Origin of the sequence: Pseudomonas sp. Ant30-3, from assembly GCF_000690905.1 — a bacterium.
Classification (GTDB): Bacteria; Pseudomonadota; Gammaproteobacteria; order Pseudomonadales; family Pseudomonadaceae; genus Aquipseudomonas.
In genome coordinates this window covers 21,618-45,336 of record NZ_JMCL01000057.1, presented here as the reverse complement: position 1 = coordinate 45,336, position 23,719 = coordinate 21,618, and the positions used below count along the sequence as shown (strand labels likewise).

At 55.1% G+C, this 23,719-nt stretch carries 31 protein-coding genes; 9 read left to right on the top strand and 22 right to left on the bottom strand.

What is annotated here, in order from left to right; translation table 11 throughout:
• Nucleotides 1–16: 16 nt before the first annotated feature.
• From DU29_RS0114645 to DU29_RS0114550, 19 genes are all read right to left on the bottom strand, one after another.
• A complete protein-coding gene (locus DU29_RS0114645; RefSeq protein ID WP_177326962.1) occupies nt 17–772 on the bottom strand; it encodes a serine/threonine protein phosphatase in 756 nt (251 codons plus the stop codon).
• A gap of 60 nt (nt 773–832) precedes the next feature.
• Nucleotides 833–1,510, bottom strand: coding sequence for a GNAT family N-acetyltransferase (locus DU29_RS0114640; protein ID WP_016502329.1), 678 nt, complete (start codon nt 1,508–1,510; stop codon nt 833–835).
• A gap of 25 nt (nt 1,511–1,535) precedes the next feature.
• Nucleotides 1,536–1,925 (bottom strand): hypothetical protein, encoded by a 390-nt coding sequence (locus DU29_RS0114635; protein WP_011077931.1) that lies wholly within the window; start codon nt 1,923–1,925, stop codon nt 1,536–1,538.
• A gap of 147 nt (nt 1,926–2,072) precedes the next feature.
• Nucleotides 2,073–2,921: an N-6 DNA methylase gene (locus tag DU29_RS0114630; RefSeq protein WP_236645614.1), complete on the bottom strand. Its 849-nt coding sequence runs from the start codon at nt 2,919–2,921 to the stop codon at nt 2,073–2,075.
• A gap of 58 nt (nt 2,922–2,979) precedes the next feature.
• Nucleotides 2,980–3,330 carry a hypothetical protein gene (locus DU29_RS0114625; protein WP_011077933.1) on the bottom strand — a complete coding sequence of 117 codons (351 nt, stop codon included), beginning with the start codon at nt 3,328–3,330 and terminating at the stop codon, nt 2,980–2,982.
• 12 nt (nt 3,331–3,342) lie between these two features.
• Entirely contained in the window at nt 3,343–3,618 is a 276-nt protein-coding gene (locus DU29_RS0114620) for a hypothetical protein (RefSeq protein ID WP_011077934.1), read from the bottom strand.
• 358 nt (nt 3,619–3,976) lie between these two features.
• Nucleotides 3,977–4,426, bottom strand: coding sequence for a type II toxin-antitoxin system PemK/MazF family toxin (locus DU29_RS0114615; RefSeq protein ID WP_011077935.1), 450 nt, complete (start codon nt 4,424–4,426; stop codon nt 3,977–3,979).
• 105 nt (nt 4,427–4,531) lie between these two features.
• Nucleotides 4,532–4,783 carry a hypothetical protein gene (locus DU29_RS1000000132365; RefSeq protein ID WP_028622361.1) on the bottom strand — a complete coding sequence of 84 codons (252 nt, stop codon included), beginning with the start codon at nt 4,781–4,783 and terminating at the stop codon, nt 4,532–4,534.
• Between the two features lie 116 nt (nt 4,784–4,899).
• Nucleotides 4,900–5,253, bottom strand: coding sequence for a hypothetical protein (locus DU29_RS0114605; RefSeq protein WP_011077937.1), 354 nt, complete (start codon nt 5,251–5,253; stop codon nt 4,900–4,902).
• Nucleotides 5,254–5,615: 362 nt separating this feature from the next.
• Nucleotides 5,616–5,774 (bottom strand): hypothetical protein, encoded by a 159-nt coding sequence (locus tag DU29_RS1000000133000; protein ID WP_020190238.1) that lies wholly within the window; start codon nt 5,772–5,774, stop codon nt 5,616–5,618.
• A gap of 11 nt (nt 5,775–5,785) precedes the next feature.
• On the bottom strand, nt 5,786–5,968 hold the full coding sequence (locus DU29_RS0114595; protein WP_016502332.1) for a hypothetical protein: 183 nt from the start codon (nt 5,966–5,968) through the stop codon (nt 5,786–5,788).
• 11 nt (nt 5,969–5,979) lie between these two features.
• Complete coding sequence (locus DU29_RS0114590) at nt 5,980–6,336, bottom strand: hypothetical protein (protein ID WP_033050531.1); 357 nt, start codon at nt 6,334–6,336, stop codon at nt 5,980–5,982.
• A gap of 77 nt (nt 6,337–6,413) precedes the next feature.
• Nucleotides 6,414–6,650, bottom strand: a complete 237-nt coding sequence (locus DU29_RS0114585; protein ID WP_016502333.1) for a hypothetical protein — start codon at nt 6,648–6,650, stop codon at nt 6,414–6,416.
• Nucleotides 6,651–6,775: 125 nt separating this feature from the next.
• Complete coding sequence (locus DU29_RS1000000132845; protein WP_158491055.1) at nt 6,776–6,940, bottom strand: hypothetical protein; 165 nt, start codon at nt 6,938–6,940, stop codon at nt 6,776–6,778.
• 9 nt (nt 6,941–6,949) lie between these two features.
• The gene (locus DU29_RS01000000129970) at nt 6,950–7,459 is read right to left on the bottom strand and encodes a hypothetical protein (RefSeq protein ID WP_011077941.1); all 510 of its coding nucleotides are present in this window, start codon (nt 7,457–7,459) and stop codon (nt 6,950–6,952) included.
• A 357-nt stretch (nt 7,460–7,816) separates the two neighbouring features.
• Nucleotides 7,817–8,560 carry a hypothetical protein gene (locus tag DU29_RS0114565; RefSeq protein ID WP_011077943.1) on the bottom strand — a complete coding sequence of 248 codons (744 nt, stop codon included), beginning with the start codon at nt 8,558–8,560 and terminating at the stop codon, nt 7,817–7,819.
• 270 nt (nt 8,561–8,830) lie between these two features.
• Nucleotides 8,831–9,361, bottom strand: a complete 531-nt coding sequence (locus DU29_RS0114560) for a dual specificity protein phosphatase family protein (protein WP_011077944.1) — start codon at nt 9,359–9,361, stop codon at nt 8,831–8,833.
• Between the two features lie 108 nt (nt 9,362–9,469).
• Complete coding sequence (locus DU29_RS0114555) at nt 9,470–10,351, bottom strand: prohibitin family protein (protein WP_011077945.1); 882 nt, start codon at nt 10,349–10,351, stop codon at nt 9,470–9,472.
• Between the two features lie 282 nt (nt 10,352–10,633).
• Nucleotides 10,634–10,870: a hypothetical protein gene (locus tag DU29_RS0114550; protein WP_016502335.1), complete on the bottom strand. Its 237-nt coding sequence runs from the start codon at nt 10,868–10,870 to the stop codon at nt 10,634–10,636.
• A 455-nt stretch (nt 10,871–11,325) separates the two neighbouring features.
• On the opposite strand from DU29_RS0114550, the gene sppA reads away from it, so the two are divergent.
• Nucleotides 11,326–12,261, top strand: a complete 936-nt coding sequence (sppA, locus tag DU29_RS0114540) for a signal peptide peptidase SppA (RefSeq protein WP_011077946.1) — start codon at nt 11,326–11,328, stop codon at nt 12,259–12,261.
• Nucleotides 12,262–12,327: 66 nt separating this feature from the next.
• On the opposite strand, the gene yejK is transcribed toward sppA, so the two are convergent.
• Nucleotides 12,328–13,329 (bottom strand): nucleoid-associated protein YejK, encoded by a 1,002-nt coding sequence (gene yejK, locus DU29_RS0114535; RefSeq protein WP_028622359.1) that lies wholly within the window; start codon nt 13,327–13,329, stop codon nt 12,328–12,330.
• A 3-nt stretch (nt 13,330–13,332) separates the two neighbouring features.
• Nucleotides 13,333–13,899, bottom strand: coding sequence for a hypothetical protein (locus tag DU29_RS0114530; RefSeq protein WP_028622358.1), 567 nt, complete (start codon nt 13,897–13,899; stop codon nt 13,333–13,335).
• 259 nt (nt 13,900–14,158) lie between these two features.
• On the opposite strand from DU29_RS0114530, the gene DU29_RS0114525 reads away from it, so the two are divergent.
• Complete coding sequence (locus DU29_RS0114525) at nt 14,159–15,649, top strand: DEAD/DEAH box helicase (protein WP_028622357.1); 1,491 nt, start codon at nt 14,159–14,161, stop codon at nt 15,647–15,649.
• A 103-nt stretch (nt 15,650–15,752) separates the two neighbouring features.
• Here the strand turns inward: DU29_RS0114525 and DU29_RS0114520 are convergent, their stop codons facing one another.
• The gene (locus DU29_RS0114520; RefSeq protein WP_028622356.1) at nt 15,753–16,811 is read right to left on the bottom strand and encodes an RNA-guided endonuclease InsQ/TnpB family protein; all 1,059 of its coding nucleotides are present in this window, start codon (nt 16,809–16,811) and stop codon (nt 15,753–15,755) included.
• Nucleotides 16,812–16,977: 166 nt separating this feature from the next.
• Here DU29_RS0114520 and DU29_RS0114515 point away from each other — a divergent pair, with 166 nt between their 5' ends.
• From DU29_RS0114515 to DU29_RS0114485, 7 genes are all read left to right on the top strand, one after another.
• Nucleotides 16,978–17,433 (top strand): hypothetical protein, encoded by a 456-nt coding sequence (locus DU29_RS0114515; RefSeq protein WP_028622355.1) that lies wholly within the window; start codon nt 16,978–16,980, stop codon nt 17,431–17,433.
• Nucleotides 17,430–18,896 carry a 3'-5' exonuclease gene (locus DU29_RS0114510; RefSeq protein WP_028622354.1) on the top strand — a complete coding sequence of 489 codons (1,467 nt, stop codon included), beginning with the start codon at nt 17,430–17,432 and terminating at the stop codon, nt 18,894–18,896. The genes DU29_RS0114515 and DU29_RS0114510 overlap by 4 nt, the downstream gene beginning before the upstream one ends.
• The gene (locus DU29_RS0114505) at nt 18,893–19,696 is read left to right on the top strand and encodes a hypothetical protein (RefSeq protein WP_028622353.1); all 804 of its coding nucleotides are present in this window, start codon (nt 18,893–18,895) and stop codon (nt 19,694–19,696) included. The genes DU29_RS0114510 and DU29_RS0114505 overlap by 4 nt, the downstream gene beginning before the upstream one ends.
• A gap of 66 nt (nt 19,697–19,762) precedes the next feature.
• A complete protein-coding gene (locus DU29_RS0114500; RefSeq protein WP_028622352.1) occupies nt 19,763–20,491 on the top strand; it encodes a phospholipase D family protein in 729 nt (242 codons plus the stop codon).
• Nucleotides 20,492–20,947: 456 nt separating this feature from the next.
• Nucleotides 20,948–21,307 (top strand): hypothetical protein, encoded by a 360-nt coding sequence (locus DU29_RS0114495; RefSeq protein ID WP_023049098.1) that lies wholly within the window; start codon nt 20,948–20,950, stop codon nt 21,305–21,307.
• Between the two features lie 93 nt (nt 21,308–21,400).
• Nucleotides 21,401–22,369, top strand: coding sequence for an AAA family ATPase (locus DU29_RS0114490; protein ID WP_028622351.1), 969 nt, complete (start codon nt 21,401–21,403; stop codon nt 22,367–22,369).
• 75 nt (nt 22,370–22,444) lie between these two features.
• Complete coding sequence (locus DU29_RS0114485; protein WP_028622350.1) at nt 22,445–23,644, top strand: DUF3150 domain-containing protein; 1,200 nt, start codon at nt 22,445–22,447, stop codon at nt 23,642–23,644.
• The last annotated feature ends 75 nt before the right edge of the window (nt 23,645–23,719 follow it).

Genomic DNA, 23,719 nt, shown 5'->3' with positions numbered 1-23,719 from the left:
CCGGGTTGTCGCCTGATCAGATTGAATGGATGGCTTCTGAGCCGCCAATTTCAACTATGGTCAATAGCCCGTTTTCAAAAACACCACCAGTATCAATATATCGAACATTCCCTAAATCAAGGACGGCAGCGACTTTCGTGTGGCCTACAAAGATCCTGTCGATACCAGCAACGGGGATGGTTGTTTGATTTGCATGTCGAGACCTACGCCACATTGCTTCCGTGGCATGGTAGTTCCTATAAGAGTCGCCTAACTCACCTGTCAGAGCCTCTTCGAAGCGCGACCAACTTAGGCATGTGCATTCAGCATGAACAATTCCAAACTTTTCGCCGTTGCGGCCTTCGACCTGAATAGCGATGGGTAGACCATGTAAAGAAAGCCCTATGGACTTCTGCTCGTCAGAGGTAAGGGAATAAAACCATTCTCCACCGTACTTCCGATGTCCAACTGGTTCGGTATCTAGTCCGCCTTCAACACACCAGTAGTCATGATTCCCCATAACAGACTTGAACCAAGGCTTCTTCAACCACTCATCAACTTGGTGTGATTCTGGCCCTCTATCAACTAAATCACCTACCGAAAATAGTCTGTCTGCATATTCGTCAAATCCTACCGAAGATAACAGTTTCGATAGCTTGCTGAATTCACCATGAATATCGCCAACCACGAAATCACGCCCAAAAATATTTGCTCCATACTTCGCGTAATAGCCATTGGCGCTCACGCTGACCGGGGCATGAATTGCAGAAAGATGAGGGAATTTTGGCATCATAATAGGCTCGCGATACGCTGTAATTGTTGGCATACAGACCATTTTCGGAACGGATAGCGCCTAGATAGATAAAGGGTTCTTGCGTTGCTCAACGAAGTACGCAACCTCTTGAGATATTCGCTTTGTTTCAGCGTCATACTCATCGTTGATAGCAACAGCCCGATCCCCGCCAAGTTCGCTAATCAAGCGTTGAGCTTCTTGAGAAACCGCACTTTGTCTGTTCAGGAAGTTCGGGTCTATGACGTTCATATTGTAGGAACCGCCAATTCGCATAGCGACTTGAGACCCTTGGGCCTCGCACATTACGAATCCGATCTTTTCATACGCCTCTACGAGTTTTGGAAAGCAGCTCAGCGCTATGTCGGTGAAGCGTGGTTTTAGGCTGGCAATCATCGCAGTCATAATTCCCTGATTGCGGTGGGCTGAATCGACGCAAATATAATTGATGCCACAAGCAGTTGCGGAGTCGTTAGCACGGGTGAGGGTCATAAAACCTATAATAGTTGATGCGGAATTTACAGCGATTACTAATTCTGAATTGATCATCAGGCTAATTGCTGGGTCTAGTTGAAGTTGGATATCAGTGAGCATCCACGCACGAACTACGCCGAACATTGGGTGGGTAGTGCTTATTGGTCGGTTGACCAAATCCTGGCTATAGCGATAGGCCATCCGCAAGATTTCTTCTTTCTGCGAATCACCTAGTTCTTTAATATTTTTGATTGTAACAATTTCCATGATTGCTCCTTTGTGTTCGCTTCGGTTATTTGCTTTCAACAATATGCCACTGACCATCCCAGTTTCGGATTTTGCATTTAGCAGTCATTCCGCGCCCGGTGTGGATGCCTTGAACAACGCCCTCACCAGGCCCCGTTCTGGCAAAGTTCACACGGCCACAGTCTTTGAAGGCGACCTGATTCATGAATCCCCCCCTGCTTTGCACCGCGTCCTCCCCGGCTGCCGTATCGACTGCTCGCTGGCCGTTTGTGATGCGAGTAGCTTGAATCACGGTCGAGCCGTCTTCTGCCTTGCTGTAGTGCAAAGTGCGCTCGTGTTCGACAGCACCGGTACCGACTGCGCCCCCCGAATCTCGCGACGAGTCGCAGCCGGCCAACGAGAGGCCAAAGAGGGTGTAGATAAACAGCTTGCGCATAGATGGAGCTCCAATGATGTTTGAGGAATAAGCATGCCAGCGCGGGAGAAAATGCCAACTCAAGTTGATGCATTTACTGCCCTGGGCGGGAGCAGGGCGTTGTATCTTCCTCCGGTGTGTCGGAGATATTTCCGCCAGCAATACTCATCAGAACAGTGCGATTTGTTGGCCACTGGTTGCGGGGGGGGCAGTGAGAGTGGCCAAGTCCCGGAACAGGACGGGCGTAGTATTTTCGTCTGGAGGATTGGTGATCTCGCTGGCCATGGTCTGGTGGCGCGTTAGCCTGGCGCGCCATAGACCCATAATGTGTGCCGGCGTGTACCACAGCTCCCGTTCTTCCAGCGCCAGCGTGTTACCGAGGATCAGAATTGCGGGAATGTGCAGAAGGCTGAGCTGGAGGTAGGTCATATGAACTGCGCGGGAGTCGACATCCTGCGCAGTCACATGGAGGCAGCGCTGGTAGTTGAAGCCTTTGTCTCCCAACGCTTCGGCGATCGCGATCACCATAGCTCCCGCACCGGATGCTGGTTCGTTGACCGTTATAAAACCTCGCTCATCTAGTCGCTTGCGCAGATCTGCACCATCCCCAAAGAGTTGTGAGGCCATGAGCTTGCAGACTGGGTAAGGGGTGAAAAACTGTCCTCTTGAGCTGTTCCCCAGCTCCAACTCGCCGAATACCTGGCCAAGCACATCGTCAGGCCCATATTCCATTGCCATGGTGAGTTCAGCGAGCATCTGGGGAAACCGATGCACCTCGCTCGGCTCATACTTCTTAATGACGCTCATGTAGCGTTTTTCACGCTCATTACGCTGGGCCAGGTCCACGCTGTTGCTCATCGCTAGCGCGCCCATTTCGCAGAAGTCCGCAAACACATCCCACAAGTGATGGCGATGGCTGTTTGCGTTGAGCAGGCGAATGAGGTTTTTACGGTGTTCTGCCGGGCTCGAGGATTCGGTCTTTGCGTTTGCGTGTCTTGATTTAGCCATGGTGCTCATCAGCTGCTATCGGGAACGTTAGGACGAACCTAACCCGAAGTGATGAGAACCCAAGAAGTCAGTCGATCACGATCTCTCGCACTGAATCCCAGTCGTTGGGGGAAGCATCGCCGGTGGCAAAAGCGAACCGCATACCCACGGTCGGTCTGCCTTTCTTCATGAGATAAGCCGCAGCTCCAGCGCACATCGACTCGTGCCCCGAGGGTTCATAGTTCCCCTCATCGTCCCAGTTGCCACCCCGTTTTGAATGCACGGTCTTGTGGCACTGGAAAGTAGATTGATCATCCTCGATCAGGGTAGAAATAATCCCCTCCAAGCGCCCGCGGCTTAGCGGAATGGCTCCTTCCTTGAGGAAAGGGCAATTCGCACAGGGTTTTTTCAGTCGGAAATGCTGCTTGATCGGATTCACTGAACCGCATCCTTAGCGCGAAACATCAATGGCGAAAACCTCGACTGGATCTGCGCCGAAGTGTGGATGAACGATCGTCGTCAAGCGATAGCCCTTCCAGGGCAACACAAGTCTTCGTGCGTCGTCTCCGCGCTTCGGATAGCCCCGTGTCAGCTCAATCTGGTCGAAGCTCTGTCCATCCAAACGCCGTCGCCAATAGGGCGTGGCAGCTCGGAATTCTTCCGGCTTGATCCCGGCCTTGATTGCGTCGAAATACTCGCCTTTGAGCGGCAGTACCAGGGTACGCATGAATAGGGTTCCTTTTCAGAGCGGTCGAGTGCAATCTAGGCTCCGATTATCCCATTTGCCAGGCACAACCCAAGCGCATAGCAGGTGGGATGGAATGCTGGTGGCTACCTGATAAGCGTAGGATGTGCGGTTGGAGAAAGCCGATGCTGCCTGGTTGGGATGTGACGCCCAGCGGCAAGCTCTGAAGGAAGGGGGTAGAGAAGGAGAGAGGGAATCTCAGAAAGGCAAAAGCCCGGTGATTAACCGGGCTTTGCAGGTCCCTCTAGGGGGATAAAACTCAAGTGCCTCAAGGGCTACGTGGGAAATAATAGGGTCAGCTGACACTTATGTCAACTATTCAGTAAGCATTTGACCTAGGCTATTTCAGCAATCCACCGGCGTTAACGGCCTTAATCACTGCTGTCTGAATCAGGGTAACGACCTCTCGCGATAGCACCTGCTCAAGATGACCACGCATCGCCCTGGGCTTGAATAGGCGCTGTTTGCTGACCTGCTCAACGAGGTCCGCTTTGGCCCACCTGGTCTGTTGCTTGAAGTACGGTAGCTCGTCAATCAGGTCGCTCCCCAGCTCGACGTGTAGCCCGCGGCTGAGTTTGCCCATGTCCTTTGTTGTCGATAGCGGCACGACAATGCAGGCATTTGGGTCGATGCGCGCGTTGAGCACAACAACCAAGCGGTTTTTTATCATTTCGGGCTTCAAGCGATAGTCATAGTTCTTGAAAACTATGACGCCGTTTTCATCGTACTGATAATCGCCGTAATTGCATTCCAAGATCTGCCCTATCTTGGGTTCAAAATTAATAGCCATCAATCGTCCTTAAAGCTGGATCGCTGCCAGGCTGCATGATGCCACAGCGCCACGCATCCCGTGCGAACGAGTGCTGGGACAACCGATGCAATTTGCATTTGAGTATCAAGGCCGGGGCAGCCAGCGGGTGAGTGCGGCAAGCAGCCATCCCAGAGTGCACCAGGTGGTCAACATGAGGAAGCCTAGGAGGGCGATGCCAGTGTTGCCAAAAAGCCCGCCAAAAAGCAGCAGGAAGGCCTGAGGCGCGGCTTCGAACACCCCAGACCAGATCAGCGTGGCATTGGCCACCCCGGCTAGGAACATGACCCATGCAAGGTATTCCGGCAAATAGCTCGACTTGAGTGTAGGGGACTGCATGAGGCAACTCCTTGTTGTCAGAGGGGGAGATGCTTTCAGGCTATTTCCATTACGCGATATACCAAGCCAACAAAAAGCCCGGCGAGCCGTGCTGGGATTGCTGTTGGTGCTAGTCCTCAAAACGCAAGCTCTTGCTGTCGGTCTGCGTATCCGCACCAACGGGCAAAGCAGTCGGGATTACCCACTTCCATCTCTATGTTTCCGGCGTAGCCATGGGCGCGGGCGTCACGGATCAGTTCTGCGATAACTTCGGGACTGTCTCCCATCTCGAAACAGGTATCGAAAGTACGCTCGCCCAGTCCTTCAAACCCCCGATCCCACAAGTGATAGCTGGTGATCTCACGCACGAGGTTGTGGCGATAGGCTAGCTGCACGAAGCGCACACGGGCCTTAAAGCCCGAAGCTGTTGAGAGGCCTACCTTGTCGCGTAGACGAAACAGTTCGTTGATGGTGGAGGTGGTGTAAGACATAAGGCGATCCGAGCTTTCCAGAAGATGCCTTCAGGTTACTGCATGAGGTGGGAATCCCAACCGGACTCAACGAGTCTCGGGAGAGCCGATGCCAAATGGCGGCATGATCAGAATTTCATAGACAGAAGGGGCAGGGGATCAATTTGCACTCTGATGCCGGTGTATTGGGCTGAAAGCCTCCCATCCAGAGGAAAAACGCCGTGGGGAATTTCAGGATCGGTGCCGTGCCACATCCGGGCGCGGTAGTCGATCCGGAAGAGCCCAACCTCAATCCAGTGGTGGGGAGAAACGGCCCGGCCAGCAACGAGCTGGTGGCCAAGCCGCGCTGCCTCGGCCCAACTCGTTTAGGGCTGGGCTTTTTCCTATGCATCCATCTTCGGGGGGGCTGGCTTGATGAAAACCACCACACCCAGCCAATTCATCAGTGCGTGACCTGGTGCGGAGAAGTCGCCACCTGGTAGCAGCCGGAAGCGCTTCGCAGCCCTGATTTCAACCTGTTTCGAACGAACGGTGAAGATCATGAACTTTTCCGTTACTCGGGTTGATCGGTGACCAGCTCTACGCCGCCATCCCATTCGGCCAGGACTTCGGCACCGCACGCGGAGCAGGCCGTAGTCACTTCGGGCGATGATTCAGGCAGATGCAACTTGCCTGCTTGGCCGCACACGGTGCAGCGATACACGTACAGAACAAGCGGAGCATTGGTGATCGACATGTCATATTTTCCTATATTCCGTCGCTGTCGGCCTTGGTTGAAATGTAGCGGCATTGCTCGGAATAAAGCTCGTTAAATGGCAAAAGACATAGTTGCTGAGTGCCATCCCTAAAAGTTCGAAGCTCGACCCTCTCAGTGCGTCCAGAATCGAACACAAAATCATCGCCTACGACTGAAAACTCGTCCGTGGTCGTTTTGACGAAGTGATTATTTGATATCAGTAACTCCCCGGCCAACCGGTAACTTTTTAACGTTCGACCATGGATCATCTCCTTAACTGCCCAACAGCCCCAAGCGACTAGGGCTGCTAGAGCTATAATCGGAAATATCTTCACAATTTTTTGCTGGTGATCTTTGAAGTTATTCATGCACGGTATTTTCCTGGTTGCCGTGGGCGCTGTTCGACCGCACTTCAGCTAGCGTCGGCAGACCCATGGGTTTCCCCTCAACCCACCGTGGGTTTGTTGGTGCCCGTTTTCAAAGGCTGGTTGGCCTCCTTGAATTCGTATTGCTTTACAGGTCGCATAGCAGCCATAAAACCATCCATGAAAAGCCAGGCAGAGAATGTGGCCCCGATTAATACCGCTACCCGGCCAACCCAGTCGTTCACTCCGGTTGAAACAACCAGTTGCATCACCATAGCCGCGAACCAAAATGCGATTGCCTTGTTACCTGAAAACATACTGACCGTCCTGTTTGGGGAGTACGCAATGTGGCGTCCTCGTCTACGTCCTCGGCCCAGCTTTTTAGGGCTGGGCTTGGGGTGTATCTGGTCGGCAGATCCGCCGCGTTTTCCTCGAACAGTTACTATTGATCGGCCATGACTGAACACACGTAGATGAACCACGTCAGGCCATCAGTCACCACAAAGAACCCGAGCCACAGCTTCCAGAAAGATGCAGCTTGCGAGCTGAGCCATCCAAAAAAAACAGCGAGAAATGCTGAGAAAAAAATTGCTCCACTGATGCTCATGTCGATTTCCTACAGAAAAACGGTGTCAGTGAGGGTCTTGCTGCCATCGGCGCCGATGGTGGTCATCCGCATCCGTGCCCCCTCGCCACCGCGCATTTCAAACCCTTCGGGTGGGTCGATCAGAAACCCAGCTGTACGGGTGCTTGGGTCGCCAAGACCGTAGACCGGGTTCTCACCTTCGGCGCTGGGGGTCACATCGCCAAAGCACGGCAGCACCGCCTCAATCTCTTCAGGGGTCAACGGTAGGTACATGTTATTGGCGTGCTGCACCAGTTCACCGTTGCAGTGCCGCAGCAGGTAAATATCAGACCCGAAAATGCCTTGGCGACGGCGGATCTGCACAACGTAACCAACCTGATTCACCAGGGGTGCAGGGCCTGGGCCAGTCCGCACGTATTGACCGAACACCGGCAATTGATCCTGGGCACCGGCAAACATAGTTGTGGCCCGCTCTCCCCAGTCAGCCGATTGAAGTACGCGGGAGAACACCTCTTGATAATCTGGCTTTGCGCGATCCATGTTTTTCCTGCTCGATCATGAGGGCCGAAAGTGGCCCTGCTCCTACTGCCTCGGCCCAGCATGGCTGGGCTTGGGCGTACCTGGGCGGTTTCCGTGATCAGTTGTTGGGGGTTGATTCCAGAAGCTCGCGGACTTCATCCGCATACGCCCACCAGATGATGTCAGTCCGTTCAACGCTCCAGCCGTCACTACATGCCGTGCTCCAGTTTGGCTCGTCACCCTCATCAATACAGTTGTAGTCAGTGACCTTGAGGACGTGCAGGCCGTAGGTGGCAGTCAACGCGATGAGTTTCGGTGACTCCCCGTCAATCAAGCGAGGTACATCTGAAGGTGAGTGCCTAAGCATCTTGTTTTCCCTCAAGCAGCGGCTTGATCGGCCTGAGCCATGATCGCCTTGGCCGCGTGGTTGATCATGTAGAGCTGAGCATAAAGGCTGTCGCAGGTCTTCGTTATCCGGTGCTCGTACCACTCTTCGCCGAGGCACAGGACCTCGGCATTGTCGCGCATGAACTGGTGCGCCTCTTCGGTGAAACCGATGTTCTCAGCGAGGTCAAAGAGGTCGTCCCAGTGCATCCAGCGATCATCGCCATTCTCCAGATCGCGGCGGTTGGTCACGGTCAGGGCGCGGAACTCCCCCCAATGCTCACCACGAACCAGGTCCGCATCCTGCGCCCAGGCTGGCAGGGCGTCCCAAATTTCCTCGGAGCAGTTGTCGTGCAGTTCCCGGCAGATGCTCGACACCAGTACCTGGCGGAACAGGGTTGTGCTGAATACCTGCTTTTTGTGGGACTCGTTGAGCTTGGTGTGCAGGTAGTAGGTGACGTCATCACCCGCAAGGAACGATATGCCATAGCCCAGGCCGACACTGAACGTCAGGTCGCCGATATCGCCGACAACGGCGATTCCGAACCGGGTCATCATGATATCGAAGGCATAGGCGGTGGTGCTCTCGGCCTTGCAACGCCAGACCTCAACGTCGGGCTGCTTCACCAGGCAGGTGTACTGGTGATTTTTGAGCTTTTCGGCGGCACGGGCCTTGCTCTCGGCCTCTGTCTGCCGGCGTTCTTCGATGTAAGCCGCTCGCGTTGTTTCAACATTCATGATCCGTTCCTTGACTGCATGTGGGTGACAAAAGATTCAGCTATGAGCGTACTGCGGCTAGCCGAAAACCCAATGGCTGGTTGAGCGACAGTGCGTTGCTCAAAGAAAAGCCCGCCGAGGTTAAGCCTGGCGGGCTTTGGTAATAAAACGAGCAGCTTCAGCGGCACCACAGACGAGACAGGAGGGGGAGGAGTGCCTTGGGAGCATAGCTTCTACCATGAAGCTGCCCAGGGCCTAATTTACCATGACTCGCTGCGGTCTTCTGCTCTCTCAGGAGAACAGCGATTTGATCGCCGAAAGAAGGCTTCGCTTTGGCGCTTCTGGTTCCACTGGTGTTCTTGCCGCACGGTAGGCTGCCATCAGGTGAACATCGTTGGCCAACATCCGGTAGACGCACTGGTTTGCGTCTGGGGTCGGCTTATGCAGCTGGTACCCATGATGTTTGCTGATATACAAAGCTACCGCGGCACTCCGGGATCGCCCGGCCTGGCAATTGACGGCGATATTTTCCCCTTGATCTGCAATTTCTCGGATGCGCTCCCGCAGCACGTCAGCCTTGCTGCTGAGCAGGTAGTCGACGTAATTCCGCTCAAAATCTGGCCCGTATATCTCGATGACTTCTTCGTCAAAGCCAGCATCAATGAAGTGGTGGTAGCTCACGCTCTTCCACCGTGCTTCGTCGATGCAGGCCTGATCTTCAAGGCCATCAGATATCGATAACAGGTGCCAGTCGGGGCCTGGCGCGTGTGCTTCAGCGTCGCTGCGCGATAAAAAGATGCAGCTGGGTATGGTTCGGTGCATTTGTCTCTCCGTTGCCATCGGCATGACTACTGGATTGATAGATCCCTTTTTCAATGAAAAAGCCCGCGAGCTGGTCAGGGCTGCGGGCTTCTAGTGTGGAAGGATGGATTACTTCTTGGCGTCGATGAACGGCAGGGTTCCGCCTGGAAGTACCGTGGTAGGCAGCACGCCGTTCCAGCGCTCGGCTTTGGTAAGCTCGACCAGGCCGGGGTTGCTGCCCAGGGCGCGGGCGCGGGCGTCGATGGCTTTTGCTTCCGCTTCGCCGCGCAGCTGGATGCTTTCCGCTTCGGCACGTGCGGCGGCCAGTGCCGAATCCGCGGTAGCCTGGGCCTGGGTGACGACAATCCGCGCCTGGATCTGCTCAGTGGCCAGTTGCTGCTCACGAGTCTTCACGGCAACCTCAGCGCGCATGCGTTCTTCGATCGACTTCTCGTAGGCGTCACTGAAGTCGATGTTCTCGACTTGCACACTGTCGATCACCACCGGTCCACTGATTGCGCCCTTGATTGCGGTGGCGATATCGGCAACCAGCTTGCCGCGTTGCTGTACGGCGTTGACGGCGGTGTACTGACCGAAGACGTTTTCTACCTGTGTCGGGACATGGCGGCTGATCGCCCTTGTCAGCAGGCCGTCCAGATCGGCGTAGCTCTTGTAGACATCCGCGACCTCACCTGCCGGCACGTGCCAGCTGACCGAGACCGACAGCGTTGCAGCCTGCTGGTCACGGCTGTACGCCTGCAAGCCGTCCCACTTGGTGGCGTTGTTCTGTATCGAGATCGCTTTGGCGCTGTCGATGAAGGGGATTTTCCAATGCAGGCCTGGATCTGCCACCTCCATAAAGGCACCGTTGCGCAGGACTACTGCGCGCTCTTTCTCGTCGACGGTGTAAAACGAACCCAGCAGCAGACCCACGCCAATAACGGCCGAAACGGCAATCAAGCCGAGAGCCAGGGGAGATTTGGAGGAGGATGAGAAATTGTTGAATTGCATACTGATGATCCTTGGTGGTTGGTCGCCGGATAGTTTGTTAGGTACTGACTGAGGAATGTCCCGATTTCAGGCGGTTTTATCGCCTGAAAGCGGGCTAAGCTGTTTGTGGTTTGCGGTGTTTTTCTCCTCGGTTTCGGCCGCGTTGCATTGGCCACGCTATAGGCATGCCTGAAATACCCAAGTCGCCTCGATACTGCCGGCTACCTGGCTGATTGAGTCACGGGGGCTGACAGCGCGAAAAAAGGCGACACAAATGGTCGCCTGAGTTCTATGGGTCTCCGTTTAGAGGCTCTTCAACACACCCCAGTGAACTGGACGGCGATCCGCCTTTTCCAGTGCCTCCGCTGCTACCGAGGCTTGCTCGTGCGAACTCCACACGCTGTCGGAGCAACGCTCAACTCCGTGCTCCTGGTCTCGGAAAATCAGGTCAAAGGTCGGAGCCTCATACTGGTCAGAGATATCCCGCACCACAAAGCGCTCGTGCTCGAAGTTTTGTGTCACGGCGGATGTGGCGCTCATAGGCATAATCCTGCCTTCAGGGAGGCCTCGGATGCGGGCTTCGGGGGGGCTTCCAGCTGTTCTACCGAATGACCAGGGGGTGGCCCGCTCGATGCCGACCCGTCGCCTTCTGGTTGGGAGGTGGACGTTTCGATGTTCCAGCGACCAATCTCAATTCCAAGCTCATGGCTGGCCTCTTGTGAGAGCCCTTGCAAAGCGTCCTCAACGGCTAATTCGAGCTTGGCTTTCAGCCGAGAAAGCGCTTGCGGTGAGCCGATAACTCCAATGACCAGGTTGAGAGTAAGTCCAGCCCGATTCCGGGCTTGGGGCGTGACGACCTGCATAAATGGTTCTCCGTATAAGTGATCCGCCTCCTTCTCTCACGACCGCCGAGAATCCCAAGTTCCCGTTGCCTGTTCAGGATTGCTTCTCCGCAGTGTTTAATAGCCGTGTATAAATTTTCTGACGGAAATCCCATGGATCAAAGCCTCGAAGTCTTGGAGCGAACGCTGCAAGCAAGCATCAAAGAGCAGCGTGCAGCACGTCGCTGGAAGAATTTTTTCCGTCTCGCGACTCTTGGGATCGTCGTGACTGCTTTTGTGGTCGGCGGAAGGGCAGACCTTGATGGCGTTGGGGCCGATGTGCCGGTAACAGCAAAAATCAAGGTGAGGGGAGTGATTGCGGATGGGGAGGAAGCGAGCGCTGAGAACCTGAAACGCAGCCTCGGCAAGGCCTTTGAAAATGAGAATACGAAAGCTGTGATTTTGGAAATCAACAGCCCAGGCGGAAGTCCCGTGCAGGCGGGCCATGTTTACGATGAAGTTCGTCGCTTGCGTGCACTGCATCCAGACACGAAGGTTTATGCCGTCATCACAGATCTGGGTGCCTCCGGTGGCTATTACATCGCCAGCGCAGCCGATGAGATATTTGCGGACAAGGCAAGTTTGGTCGGATCGATCGGTGTCACCGCGGCGAGCTTCGGTTACGTTGAGCTCATGCAAAAGCTTGGGGTCGAACGCCGCGCCTATACCTCCGGGGAACACAAGGCTTTCCTGGATCAATTCCAGCCTCAAAATCCTGAGGAGAGGAAGTTCTGGGAAGGGGTTCTCAAAACAACCCACAACCAATTCATTCGCTCGGTAGAGGCTGGTCGGGGAGATCGTCTGAAAGCCAAGGAGAATCCCGACCTGTACTCGGGGCTGATATGGACGGGCGAGCAAGCGGTGGGACTGGGGCTGGTTGATCGCCTTGGTGATTCTGACTACGTGGCTCGTGAAGTCGTAGGTGTGAGCAAGATCGTTGATTTCACCCGCAAACAGAATCCCCTGGATCGCTTTGCCAGCAAGATCGGCGCTTCGGTTGCCGATCAGCTCTCATTGCGGCTTGGGTTCGACGGCCTGAGCTTGCGCTAAGGCCCAGCAGGAACACTGCCAGGCTAAGCAGGATCTGCCCCGTCCAGAGATGGACGGGGCATTTTTTTAGCCGCGCTTGAGTTGATCACGCAACTGAGTGGGTAGATTGCGAATGGTCAGGGTGCCGGCATTCTCGTCGTAGTCGATCTTGGAACCCAGTAGGTGGGCTTCGAAGCTGATCGACAACCCTTCGGCGCGGCCGGTGAAGCGGCGGAATTGGTTGAGGGTGCGTTTATCCGCTGGAATCTCAGGCGACAGTCCATAGTCGCGGTTGCGGATGTGATCGTAGAACGCCTTTGGTCGATCTTCATCAATCAGCCCGGACAGCTCCTCCAGCGTCATCGGCTCGCCCAACTTCGCCTGGCTGGTGGCGTAGCCAACCAGAGTATTGGTCTTCTCCCGCGCCTGCTCCTCGGGCAGATCCTCGCTCTCGACGAAATCACTGAATGCCTTGAGCAGGGTGCGGGTTTCGCCGGGAGCGTCTACACCCTCCTGGCAACCGATGAAATCACGGAAGTAGTCCGAGACCTTTCGACCGTTCTTGCCCTTGATGAACGAAATGTACTGCTTGGACTGCTTGTTGTTCTGCCATTCGCTGATGTTGATGCGTGCTGCCAGGTGAAGTTGGCCGAGATCCAGGTGCTTGGCTGGGGTCACGTCCAGGGTGTCGTTCACCGCCACGCCTTCGCTGTGGTGCAGCAGAGCGACGGTGAGGTAGTCGGTCATGCCTTGCTGATAGTGGGCGAACAGGACGTGGCCGCCGGTTGAGAGGTTCGATTCTTCCATCAGTTTTTGCAGGTGCTCGACCGCATGGCGGCTGAAGGCGGTGAAGTCCTGGTTTTCGTCGAGGTAATCCTTCAACCATCGGCTGAAGGGATAAGCGCCTGACTCGGCATGGAAGAAACCCCAGGCCTTGCCCTGTTTGGCGTTGTAGCTCTCGTTGAGGTCGCCGAGCATGTTCTCGATGGCTGCCGACGCTGCAAGTTCAGTGTCGCGGGCATGCAATACAGCTGGGGTTCCATCAGGCTTTTTGTGGATCTGATGAACGATGATGTGACGGATTGGCATGAGTTAAGAACCTGTAGTCTGGAGTTGGAAAGGCGTTTCGTGGGGGTGTTTCGACATATGCGCGCAGAGCACTAAGTTCCCGAATTCGGCAAGAGTTTCAGGAGCAAGAACGGATCCGGTGACTGCCGCAGCCGGGCGAAAGATCCTTTTGCCGGTGGCTGTAAGCCAATCGAACACCATGAAGTGCTGATGTGCTCCAGTTTGGAGAGGCGCCAGCGCCTGCAAGGTCATACTTGAACTGGCGTATAGGGACAGCGCTGATATGACGGTTTGTGACTCCCCTGCATTGCGGTTCTGGTCGGGCAGTGCGTCATAGGCGGTGAGGGTTGCGCCGAGAACATCGGCTGGCTGGAGCCCGCCAAGTGCTTTCAGATCTTCTCCGGACTGCATGGCTCGATAGCCGTCCAACGTCAGTTGGCCTACGAGCCTGGGGCCTGCAACCAGGTTGTATGAGTAAAGCCAGAATCCAACGGCATTTTGTGCGTTTGCTGAATCCTTATCGATAACCCAGCTTGCGTTTCGCAACGACTCTGCATACCTAAGAGCGCGTGCCTTTCCTACGTCATCCATCTAGGCCTCCTTTGACTTGGCCATCATTGACGCCTGGGCGAAAGCACAGGCAATGACGATTACGTTTGCACGTAACCCGCAAAACCCAAATCAAGATACGGGCTTCAGGGATGGTCCATATCGGCTCGCATTCTCAGAAAAAACATCTGTCTCCATCAGGCTGTGCCCGGGCTGTGTCCATCAGGTGGATCAAGCACCTAGCTTGGGTTTTTTCGAGGCAATGGTTTCCTGCCTGTAGTTCTTTCAGCGGGAAACCTCGATGCAACTCCGACCCTACCAACAGCAGCAGGATTTTGAACTCCGCAAGGGCATCAGCCTTGGCGCGACCATTCAGATGCTGATGAGCCCCACAGGCTCCGGTAAGACAGAGGTGGCCAAGCACATCATTGCTGGCGCGCAGGCGAAGAACCGGAAGGCCTGGTTCATCGTCGACAGCCTGAAGCTACTTGATCAGACGCTTGAGCGGTTCCACAAAGATGGATTGGTCGCGGGAGCGATTCAGTCAGACCACCCATTGACGGACTATCGAAAGCCCATCCAGGTAGCAACGATCCAGAGCTTGCGCCCTCGCTTGGACTACATGCTCAACCACCACAAGCCACACCTTGTTCTCATTGACGAGGCGCATGTTATCCATGAAGCCCACATTGAGTTGATCAACTGGTGCCGGCGGAACAAGGTGCCAGTAATCGGGCTAAGTGCTACCCCATGGCGCCGTGGCCTGGGCCGCATATTTGACAGGCTGATCAATTGCATCTCTCTTTCTGAGCTTACTGACCTGGGATTCCTTGTCCCGACAGTGTGCTATGCCCCGTCCGTGCCTTCGCTGAAGGGCGTGAGTACGAAGCCAAACGGCGACTGGATCGAGGACGAGCTCGCCACGGTGATGGGGGACGCCAAGCTGCTTGGTGACGTGGTATCTCACTGGAAAGAGCTGGGTCAAAACCGCAAAACACTGGTTTTCGCCTGCAACGTCCAGCACTCAAAAAAGCTTGCTGAACAATTCTTGAAAGCGGGCGTTGCCGCAGCCCACATCGACGGCTACATGCCGCCGCATGAGACTGAGGAGATCCTGCGCCAGTACAAGGCGGGTAGGATAAGGGTCTTGGTCTCAGTGGCAATGCTGATCAAGGGGTTTGATGATCCGTCTACCAGTTGCCTTGTGATTGCGCGACCGACCAAATCCCTGATGCTTCACTACCAGATGATTGGCCGTGGTCTGAGGCTTTCGCCTGAAACTGGAAAAATCGACTGCATTATCATTGACCACTCCGGGAACCTCTTGCTTAACGGGAAGCCAACGGACGAGGTGCCCGACGCCATGGACAATGGGGAAGGGGAGCGTCTTGACCGCCGCCCGCAGGACAAAGGCGATCAGGAGAAAAAAACCAAGCCATGTCCGAAGTGCAGCTTTGTTTTCAGCGGATTGCTCTGTCCGAAGTGTGGCAACGAAATCGTAATACCGGATGGGGTGGCGGTGGCCACCGGCAAACTGGTGAAGCTAGACGATCGACGCAAAGTGCTCGGGCCGACCAGTAAACAGCACACTTTCTGCGAGCTGCTTGGGTACGCCCGTGAGACCGGCAAGAAAGACGGGTGGGCTCAGTACGCATACCAGGCATACATGAAAGAGCTGCCAGATCGCGCATGGATCGGTACCGTGCAACCCAAACCACCGAGCGAAGACATGAAAAGCTGGGTGAAGGGCTATAACGTCCGTCGCGCCAAAAGCAAACGCCGATTCGGGTGAGCCGGTGGCTTGGGATTATCTAGAGCCATGTTTCACTGCTTTCAGCTGGGACTTAACACCCATGCGATTTTTCAACAACCAAGGATTGACATCCTCCCCCGGCTTAAACGCCGGGGATTCCCTCTCCAGGACGCTCATGCCCGAGCGCGAGAATGTTCCTGGCCGCGTTCACGTCGCGGTCGTGAGTGACACCGCACTCACAGATCCATTCCCTTATTCCAAGCCCTGCGATACCTCTCGGCCTGCTGGCGGGCAATGCACCGCAACAGCTACAGGTTTGGGTGGTGTACGCCTCGTTCACGACCCTGAAGACGATGCCTGCGTGCGCGCATTTGTAGGCCAGCATTGTTTTCAGTTGACCCCAGCCGGCATCGAGCACCGACTTGGCCATCTTGGTTTTGACGAGTTTCTGCGAGCTGACATCGCCCACGATGATCGTGTTGCAGCGCTCGACCAGCGAGCGGCTGAATTTGTGTAAGGCATCCTTGCGCCGGTTGGCTATCTTGGCGTGGATTGCCCGCACCCGAGCTTTCTTGCCAGCACGCTGGGCGCTGGCCAGCTTGGGCTCCAGGTCGCGGTAGAAACGGCCATTCTCCAGCCGCTGCCCGTCGCTACAGGTGGCCACGTCCTTCAGGCCCAGGTCGATGCCTACTACCCCTTGCCCCGTCGATAGCTGGGTCTCCAGCTCGACGACCACATTGAAATACCAGCGGCCTCGGGCGTCTTCGCTGAAGCTGCCGGAGCGGAGGCGGTACTGGCCCAGCCCGTAGCTGTCCCAGACCTTGAAGCATCTGCCATTGTGGAACACCTGGCCGTTCTTCCAGCTCGCTGCGCCGGATTTGAACGGAATCCAGCCGAGCGAGCGGCGAACACCGATCGATTTACGCCAGCTCAGCCGGGCCTTCTTGAACTGCCGGCGGCGCGTGGCGTATTCCCGCGACACTTCCTGCAATGTCTGCGAGTGCAGGCCCAGTTCCTTGCTTGCGCCCTGGGTATAGCGATCTAAGTCGTAGGCCGACAGAAAGACCCCGCGCTCACGGATCGAGCGATGGCTGAGTTCGTTCAGGTAGTTCCAGACGAAATTCACCTGCCGGGCCATCTGGCGCAGCAGCTGAGTGTGTTTGTCTCGAACGCGAACCTGGAGGGTCTTGGTGTGCTTCATGTCGGCAGCGTGCCATAGCTCTGGAATAACCCAAGGTGAGCCATCGCTATTCTCCGGCCGCCCCGATCTAGGGCGGCGTCTGCGTAATTCAGACCAAAAAACCGCCCGAAACCAGACCTTTCCCCGCGACCTGCATGAAACGATCTCCTCACCTAAGGAGACTCACATGCCCAGCGAAAAATATCTTCCGGCGATATGCCGATCACCACTCATTGACTACCTGGCAGGCATCGGCTCGCACGCGGTCATGATTCTGACGTTCAGGCACAGCGGCGAAGAGCTGCGCTCGATGTCCAGTCGTCACGCTGCCGGCTTGATGGCAGTAGCGGTTGGCATGGTCGTCGCCTGTACCCACCTCGCCCCGAGCTCCAGCTCCACGCATAGCTTGGCGCTTTACACACTATTTCCCCTCCTCATAGCAGCAGCAGCCTTACGCACCTTCGGAATGCATGCCGTTGCAGGGTATGCGACGTTCCTGGTGGTGACAGAGCCGGTAGCCCTGGTTGTTCGCCATCTCCCAATGGGCGACCTGATTGATGCCGTGTTTTCGTTCTGGTGCTTAGCAGCGCTGTCTGTCTACGGCGGCAAATGTGCAAAAAACAGAATGGAGTCGCCTCAATGAAGTCGACCGCAGAACAGCTCCCCATCATCGAATACCAAGGTGACCATCTGGTGGTGAAGGCCTATGCCGGGTGCGGCAAGACGACAACGCTTGTTGCCTACGCCAACCATCACAGCCACTTGCGCATGCTCTATCTGGCGTACAACCGCGCTATCCGGGATGAAGGCGCGGAGAAGTTTCCGAAAAACGTAGTGTGCAAGACATCCCACCAGTTGGCCTGGCCGCAGTTTGGCCGACACTATCAGCACAAGCTCGGGAACATCCGTCTGACGGATGCTGCCGGGCTCCTCAAAACACGGAACTGGGGAGATGTTCGAGACGCTATCGCTGTGCTCAATGCCTACCTTTCGAGCGCTGACGAAGAAATCAGTGAGGCGCATTATTTTGCTGCGCTCAGCGAGGAAGAGGCAGCGGAGCACGGAGCCGATCACCTCGACCGGACGATAAATTCTGCCCAGAAACTCTGGGACGAGATGATCGATACCGAGAGCAAATTCCCCTGCCAGCATGACGCATACCTGAAGCTCTTCCAGCTCAGTAATCCCCAGCTGCCGTATGACGTGATCCTTTTCGATGAGGCGCAGGACAGTAACCCCGTAACTGCCTCCCTGGTCGCTGGTCAGAAGGCGAGGAAGATATTTGTCGGCGACAAATGGCAGCAAATCTACCGTTGGCGAGGGGCTGAGAACGCACTTGATACGCAGATTGTGCAGGGCGCGGCGTCGATGTTCTTGACCAACTCGTTCCGGTTCGGGCCGATGATTGCCGGCGTAGCCAATGCGATCCTCAAACAGCAAGGGGAAACACGTCCCCTGGTTGGGTTTGGTGCCCGCGACAAAGTGACGACATCGCTGCCCTCTGGATGTAACCACTACACCGTGCTCAACCGCACGGTGATCGGCGTGATCATGACGGCCATTGATGCTGTATCTGACGGCCAAGTTGTCTACTGGAACGGGGGGATTGAGGCATACCAAATCTCCGACCTCGAGGATGTTTACCATCTGAAGGTCGGCCGCAAGGATGAGATCCGCAACAAGCGCCTTTTCGGGCAGTTCAGCGACTTTGGAGGGTTTGCCGAAGCGGCAGAGGAGTCGAAGGATGCCGAGATGAATCGGATGCTCAGGATACTCAAGGAGCACAACGACATTCCGAAGTTGATCTCGGCGCTACGCCGCAACTCAACGGATGATCCTCTTGATGCAGATGTGATTGTGAGCACCTGCCACCGCTCGAAGGGGCTGGAGTGGGATGTGGTTGTCTTGGAAGAAGATTTCCCAGACATCTTCGACGAAGAGAAGATCACCCCTGATCAGCGGGTTGATGAGTTGAATTTGCTCTATGTCGCAGCCACAAGAGCAAAGAAGGTGTTGGTGATCAACAGCATCACCCAGGTCGTGATCCAAAAAAGTCACGCTGAGGCCAAGCGGGAGATGGAAGCAGCAGCGGGGCAGCGCGCATGATCTACCTCTATCTCGCGCTTTTACTGGTGCCGGCCGGCGCGATTTTTGTCTGGGGTAAGCTGGTGTCACAGTTTTCGGTAAAGACGTGGATCGTCTATCGGAACACTGGAATCATCGGCGGGCCTGTACATGAAATGGCGCACGCGATTGCATGCCTGCTCTTCGGCCTGCGAATCAGGAAGCTTGCTCTATTCGCACCGGATGCAATCACTGGGCAGCTGGGCTACGTCGAGTTTTCCTACAGCCCGTTTTCTCTGCGCAACTCGATTGGTCTCCTTGTTCAGGGCATAGCGCCCTTGTTGGCCGGGGGCGCAATCGCCGTTATCTCCCTTGGCACATCATACGATCAGAGCCTTCCCGACCAGGGATTGGTGCCGTTGGTTGTCTGGATCGGCGCTGTGGCCACCGGTTCTGTTACCGCGATCGTCGACTTGGGTACTGGCTCATTGCAGGGGTTTGCTCTGGCGTTACTCGTCCTGGTTATCTCGATGCACGCCATCCCAAGCACAGCCGATACCGCCCTGGGTCTCAAGGGATTCGCGATCATCGCGGTCGCTTTCGGCGGATTAATTTTCTTGCTCCAGATGATCCCATTCCAAGGAGAAGGCGTAGCAATGGCGTTCATCATCAAGGCAGCGGATCTGGGGACGCGCTATCTCGAGATCGGCATGTGGCATGCACTCAACGGCGCGGTGACGGTGGTGACCCTATCTGTAGTAGCGAGCTTAGTGCTGATCCTGCTCCCAGCGTTTTTCTTCCATCTAAAATCCTTCTGGGATGGAGCCCGTGGCCATGTTTGAGCACTTATGGTGCATGCAATCGCGGGTGCATTAGGCCCGAGCAATTCACGAAGTCAAGGAAATTATATGCCCAAGTTTCTTAACACCAGCGCTACCAATTACTACCTGGAGGAGCTGATCAAGAACGCCAAAGAGCGGCTGATCCTGATCAGCCCGTTCCTCAAAATCAATGATCGCATCCGCGAGCTGCTGGAAGACAAAAACCGCATGAAGATTGACGTGCGGATCGTCTACGGCAAGAGCGAGCTCAACCCTCAGGAAATTAACTGGCTCAAGGCCCTGACCTTCGTTCGCACGAGCTTCTGCAAGAATTTGCATGCCAAGTGCTACCTCAACGAAGAAGTGGCCATCATCACGAGCCTCAACCTCTACGAGTTCAGCCAGGTCAATAACAACGAGATGGGCATCCTGCTGACCCGGGAGGCTGACTCGGAGTGCTACCGCGATGCCTACGACGAGGCTCAGCGTATTGTCCGTGTAAGCGATGAGGTGCGTATTGCAATGGAAATGGTCGTCAAGGTCGAAGGCGGTGGCGCTGCTGCTCAGGCAGCATCGGCATCGACCGATGAGGCTGATGGTGGTTCAGGCGCTATGGCCAAGCTCACCTCTGCAAAGTTGGCTGCAAAAATGGGCATCAAGACGAAAGACCTGATGGATCGGCTTGTTGCGGGGGGATACCTCGAGCTTCGAGATACCATGCATTACCTGACAGACCTTGGTAAATCCGCAGGTGGCGAGTTCCGGAAGGGGCCTGGCGGTTTTTACTTTTTATGGCCGTTTGATTTTGATTTTTGACGCTTGTGTCGAGGCCCGACCGGCACGGAAAGCAAGCCTGAATGCCATGGAATTCCTCACCTGATGTGAGCCGGCCCAGAAGCACGATAAGCGAGCCGCCCAAGGCTGACTAAGGGCGGCTTTTCTTTCTCCTCCGGGCCTGCTTGACCGCAAATTTGCGTGATCCCAGAGGGTTGCAGGCATCCCTGTAAATAGGCATCATGGCCCTACCGAAAGGTGCGTAAGCTGCGCGCTATTGCAGCTCAAGAACCCTCACAGTCCCGATCGGGGCTGTTCAAGTAAGCATAAGTCCGTCTGACCTATGCTACCCCCCAGAATCAACCATCCACGCATGAGCGTAGATGTTTGTCCGTGCCTGGCACGGGTCGTTAGCTGCGACTCTAATCAGCTTAAAAACCTACCCATGCGGGGAAACCCGTATGGGATTTCTCCGCTCTGAAAACTGGAGTTGAGAATATGAGCAATACCAACGAAGTCGTTAATCTGACCAAGTTTAAAACTACCCGTGAACTCGAAGCCTTCGGGGTTCGTAATCTTACGAGTTGGAAGGAATTTCAGGAGATTCGTAATCTCCTTTTCTTCCCGGTGTTGCCGACCAAGGAAAGTGTTGCAAAGCGCGTTGAGCGTCTTGCCGAAATTGCCCTTGCTGAAGCAAAAAAATCTGGCACAACTACCGTTCTGGTCAGTTGCCCGCCATGGATGATGCATTCGCTGTGTGCCGAGCTGGTTTATCACGGGCTCACACCAGTCGTAAGCTTCACCAAAAAAACCAGTGAAGACAGCCTGTCTGTGATTGATCTGGTAGTTGCTGCGTAAACCTGCACAAAATAAACCGCCCACTGGGGGAGTCTTCCCCTATGGGGATTCTCCTTTTCTTGGGCAACTGCTTTCGAGAACGGAGAATATAAAATGCAATTCAATGCAAAAGTTGAGATGAAAGAGTTCGGCTTCAATACCAACGCGCAAGCGCCAGGTTTTGCAGAAGGACACCAGTGGATGCATCACGTCGCGCCGAAGAAGAAGTATTTTTTCCGCGAGATGCTGGTCAAGCCGTTCATGAGTTGGCTCTACGCTCCGTTTGGGGATAGCTGCATGCTCCTCGGCCCAACTGGATCGGGTAAGTCTTCGCTCGTAGAGCAAGTCACTGCCCATCTTAATTGGCCCTGCATCACCGTTTCGGCACATAGTCGGATGGAAATGCCGGAGCTTACTGGTTACAACCTGCCTGTCACTGATCCGGTGAGCGGCGACCTGAACACGAAGTTTGTGGATGGGCCGCTGACCCAAGCAATGCGTAATGGGTTTGTGTTCGTGCTCGATGAGTACGACACGCTTGATCCGGCAGTAACTGTAGGTCTGCACGCTGTCATGGAGGGGAGACCCTTGGTGATTGCGGAAAACAATGGTGAGGTTGTGAAGCCTCATGCCAACTTCCGGTTTGTCGCTTGCGGCAATACGGCGGGACAGGGTGATGCATCGGGAGTACATGCTGGCACCATGCAGCAGAACCTGGCATCGCTGGATCGCTTCCGAGTGTTTGAGGTTCCGTACCTTGAGGCTGATAACGAAGTAGCAACTTTGATATCTGCTTTGCCAATGCTTCCGAAAGAGATGGCGAAAAACATGGTGAAGGTTGCGAACTCCATTCGTAATCAACATCAAGGGTTAGGTGGTAATTACCTAAGCGTCACGATGTCCACTCGGACATTGCTTCGCTGGGGGCGTATCTCTTGTGGATACACTCACCAGGGCGCGGCTAATCCGCTTCAACTTTCGCTGGATGAATCGCTGCTCAATCGCTGCGATTTAGTTCAGAAGACAGCAATTCGTAAGATCGCCCAGAGTGTCTTTGGTGGCGATTGGAAAGTTGCTGTGTAAAAACCCTAAGGGGGAATCTCCCCCACCGGGCGCGATTCCCCCTTTTTCATGCATGTGAGAAAGGAGAATCGTGAAATGTCCATTCAACAGAATGAGATCAAAATCCTAGACCAACTACTGCTGGTCGATCTTTCCGGTATCCATCTGTGGACTGCTCGGAAAAAGCTTAAACCTGAAATGCTGGAGGGGAAGATTCCTCCTGCTATTTTGGCTTCACTCGGCTCGATGCGTGTAATCGACCCGGAGAAGCTGAAACCGTTTGAGAAGATCAAGCGGCAGGCTACAAAGGTGGTGGAAGAGTGTGGTGTGCGGTTCCTCGGTGGCTATGCAGTTTCCCAGGACAAGATCCAGGAGGTTGTTGACCGACTGGAAGCGCTCAAATCGCAATTCTACGACTTGAAAAACAACTTTCTCCCTAACTACGAACGCTGGATCACTGAGTGGATCGACAAGGGCTGGGAGAAGCAAGAATGGCGTGATGCTATCCGCACCTCGGTGACACCGAAGGCGCAGGTAGATGCAGGGATGCATTTTGGGTACGCGGCATGCCGTGTTTCCCCTGATGGCGACAAGCACCTCTCTAACACGCTGGGTACGCAGGTCCGTGGTTTGTCAGATCAGCTGTACGCTGAGACGGCAGATACAGCCGAGCGCTTGCTTGAAACAGGCTTGGCCACTCGTGGCCATGTCACACAAACGACGCTGAACACTGTTCGGAAGATCAACGCCAAGCTTCGCGGCCTGATGTTCCTGTCCAGTGAGGTCAAAGCCCTAACCGAACACATTGAGGAAGTCCTTGCGGCTCTCCCCAAGTCCGGGGTGGTTAATGGCTCTCAGTACAACAGCGTTGTAGCCCTTGTGTCGGCCCTTTCTGATGAGGACTCGATCAAGCGGCTGATCAAAAACCTGAACATTGCCAACGGTCATGAAGATGCATCGATGGCCTTCGTTCCAGCATTGCCTTCAGTTGAAACCGAGGCCCCGGCCGGTGTTGAAACAGAGGCTCCTACAGCAGTTGAGATCGAGGCCCCGGCCGAGACTGTCGCTGTTGTTGCTGTACCTGATGCTGAAGTACCCGCGGATGCCGTAACGATGGTCGAGGAAGAGCTGAGCGCAAGCGTAGCTACTCCGAGTTGTCACGACAGCATCAACGAAGTACCAGCAACACCCGAGGTTGTTGAACCAGCTGAATCCGTTCCAGTGGAGCAGTCTGAAGAACCCCTCGTAATCAATCCGTCCGAACCCGATATGCCCTTCGGCACCTTCTGGTTCTGACATCACAAACAAACCCCGCGTGGGAGTAGCCCTCCTCGCGGGGTTACTCCTTTTCGCGGTGGCGAGAAAGGAGAT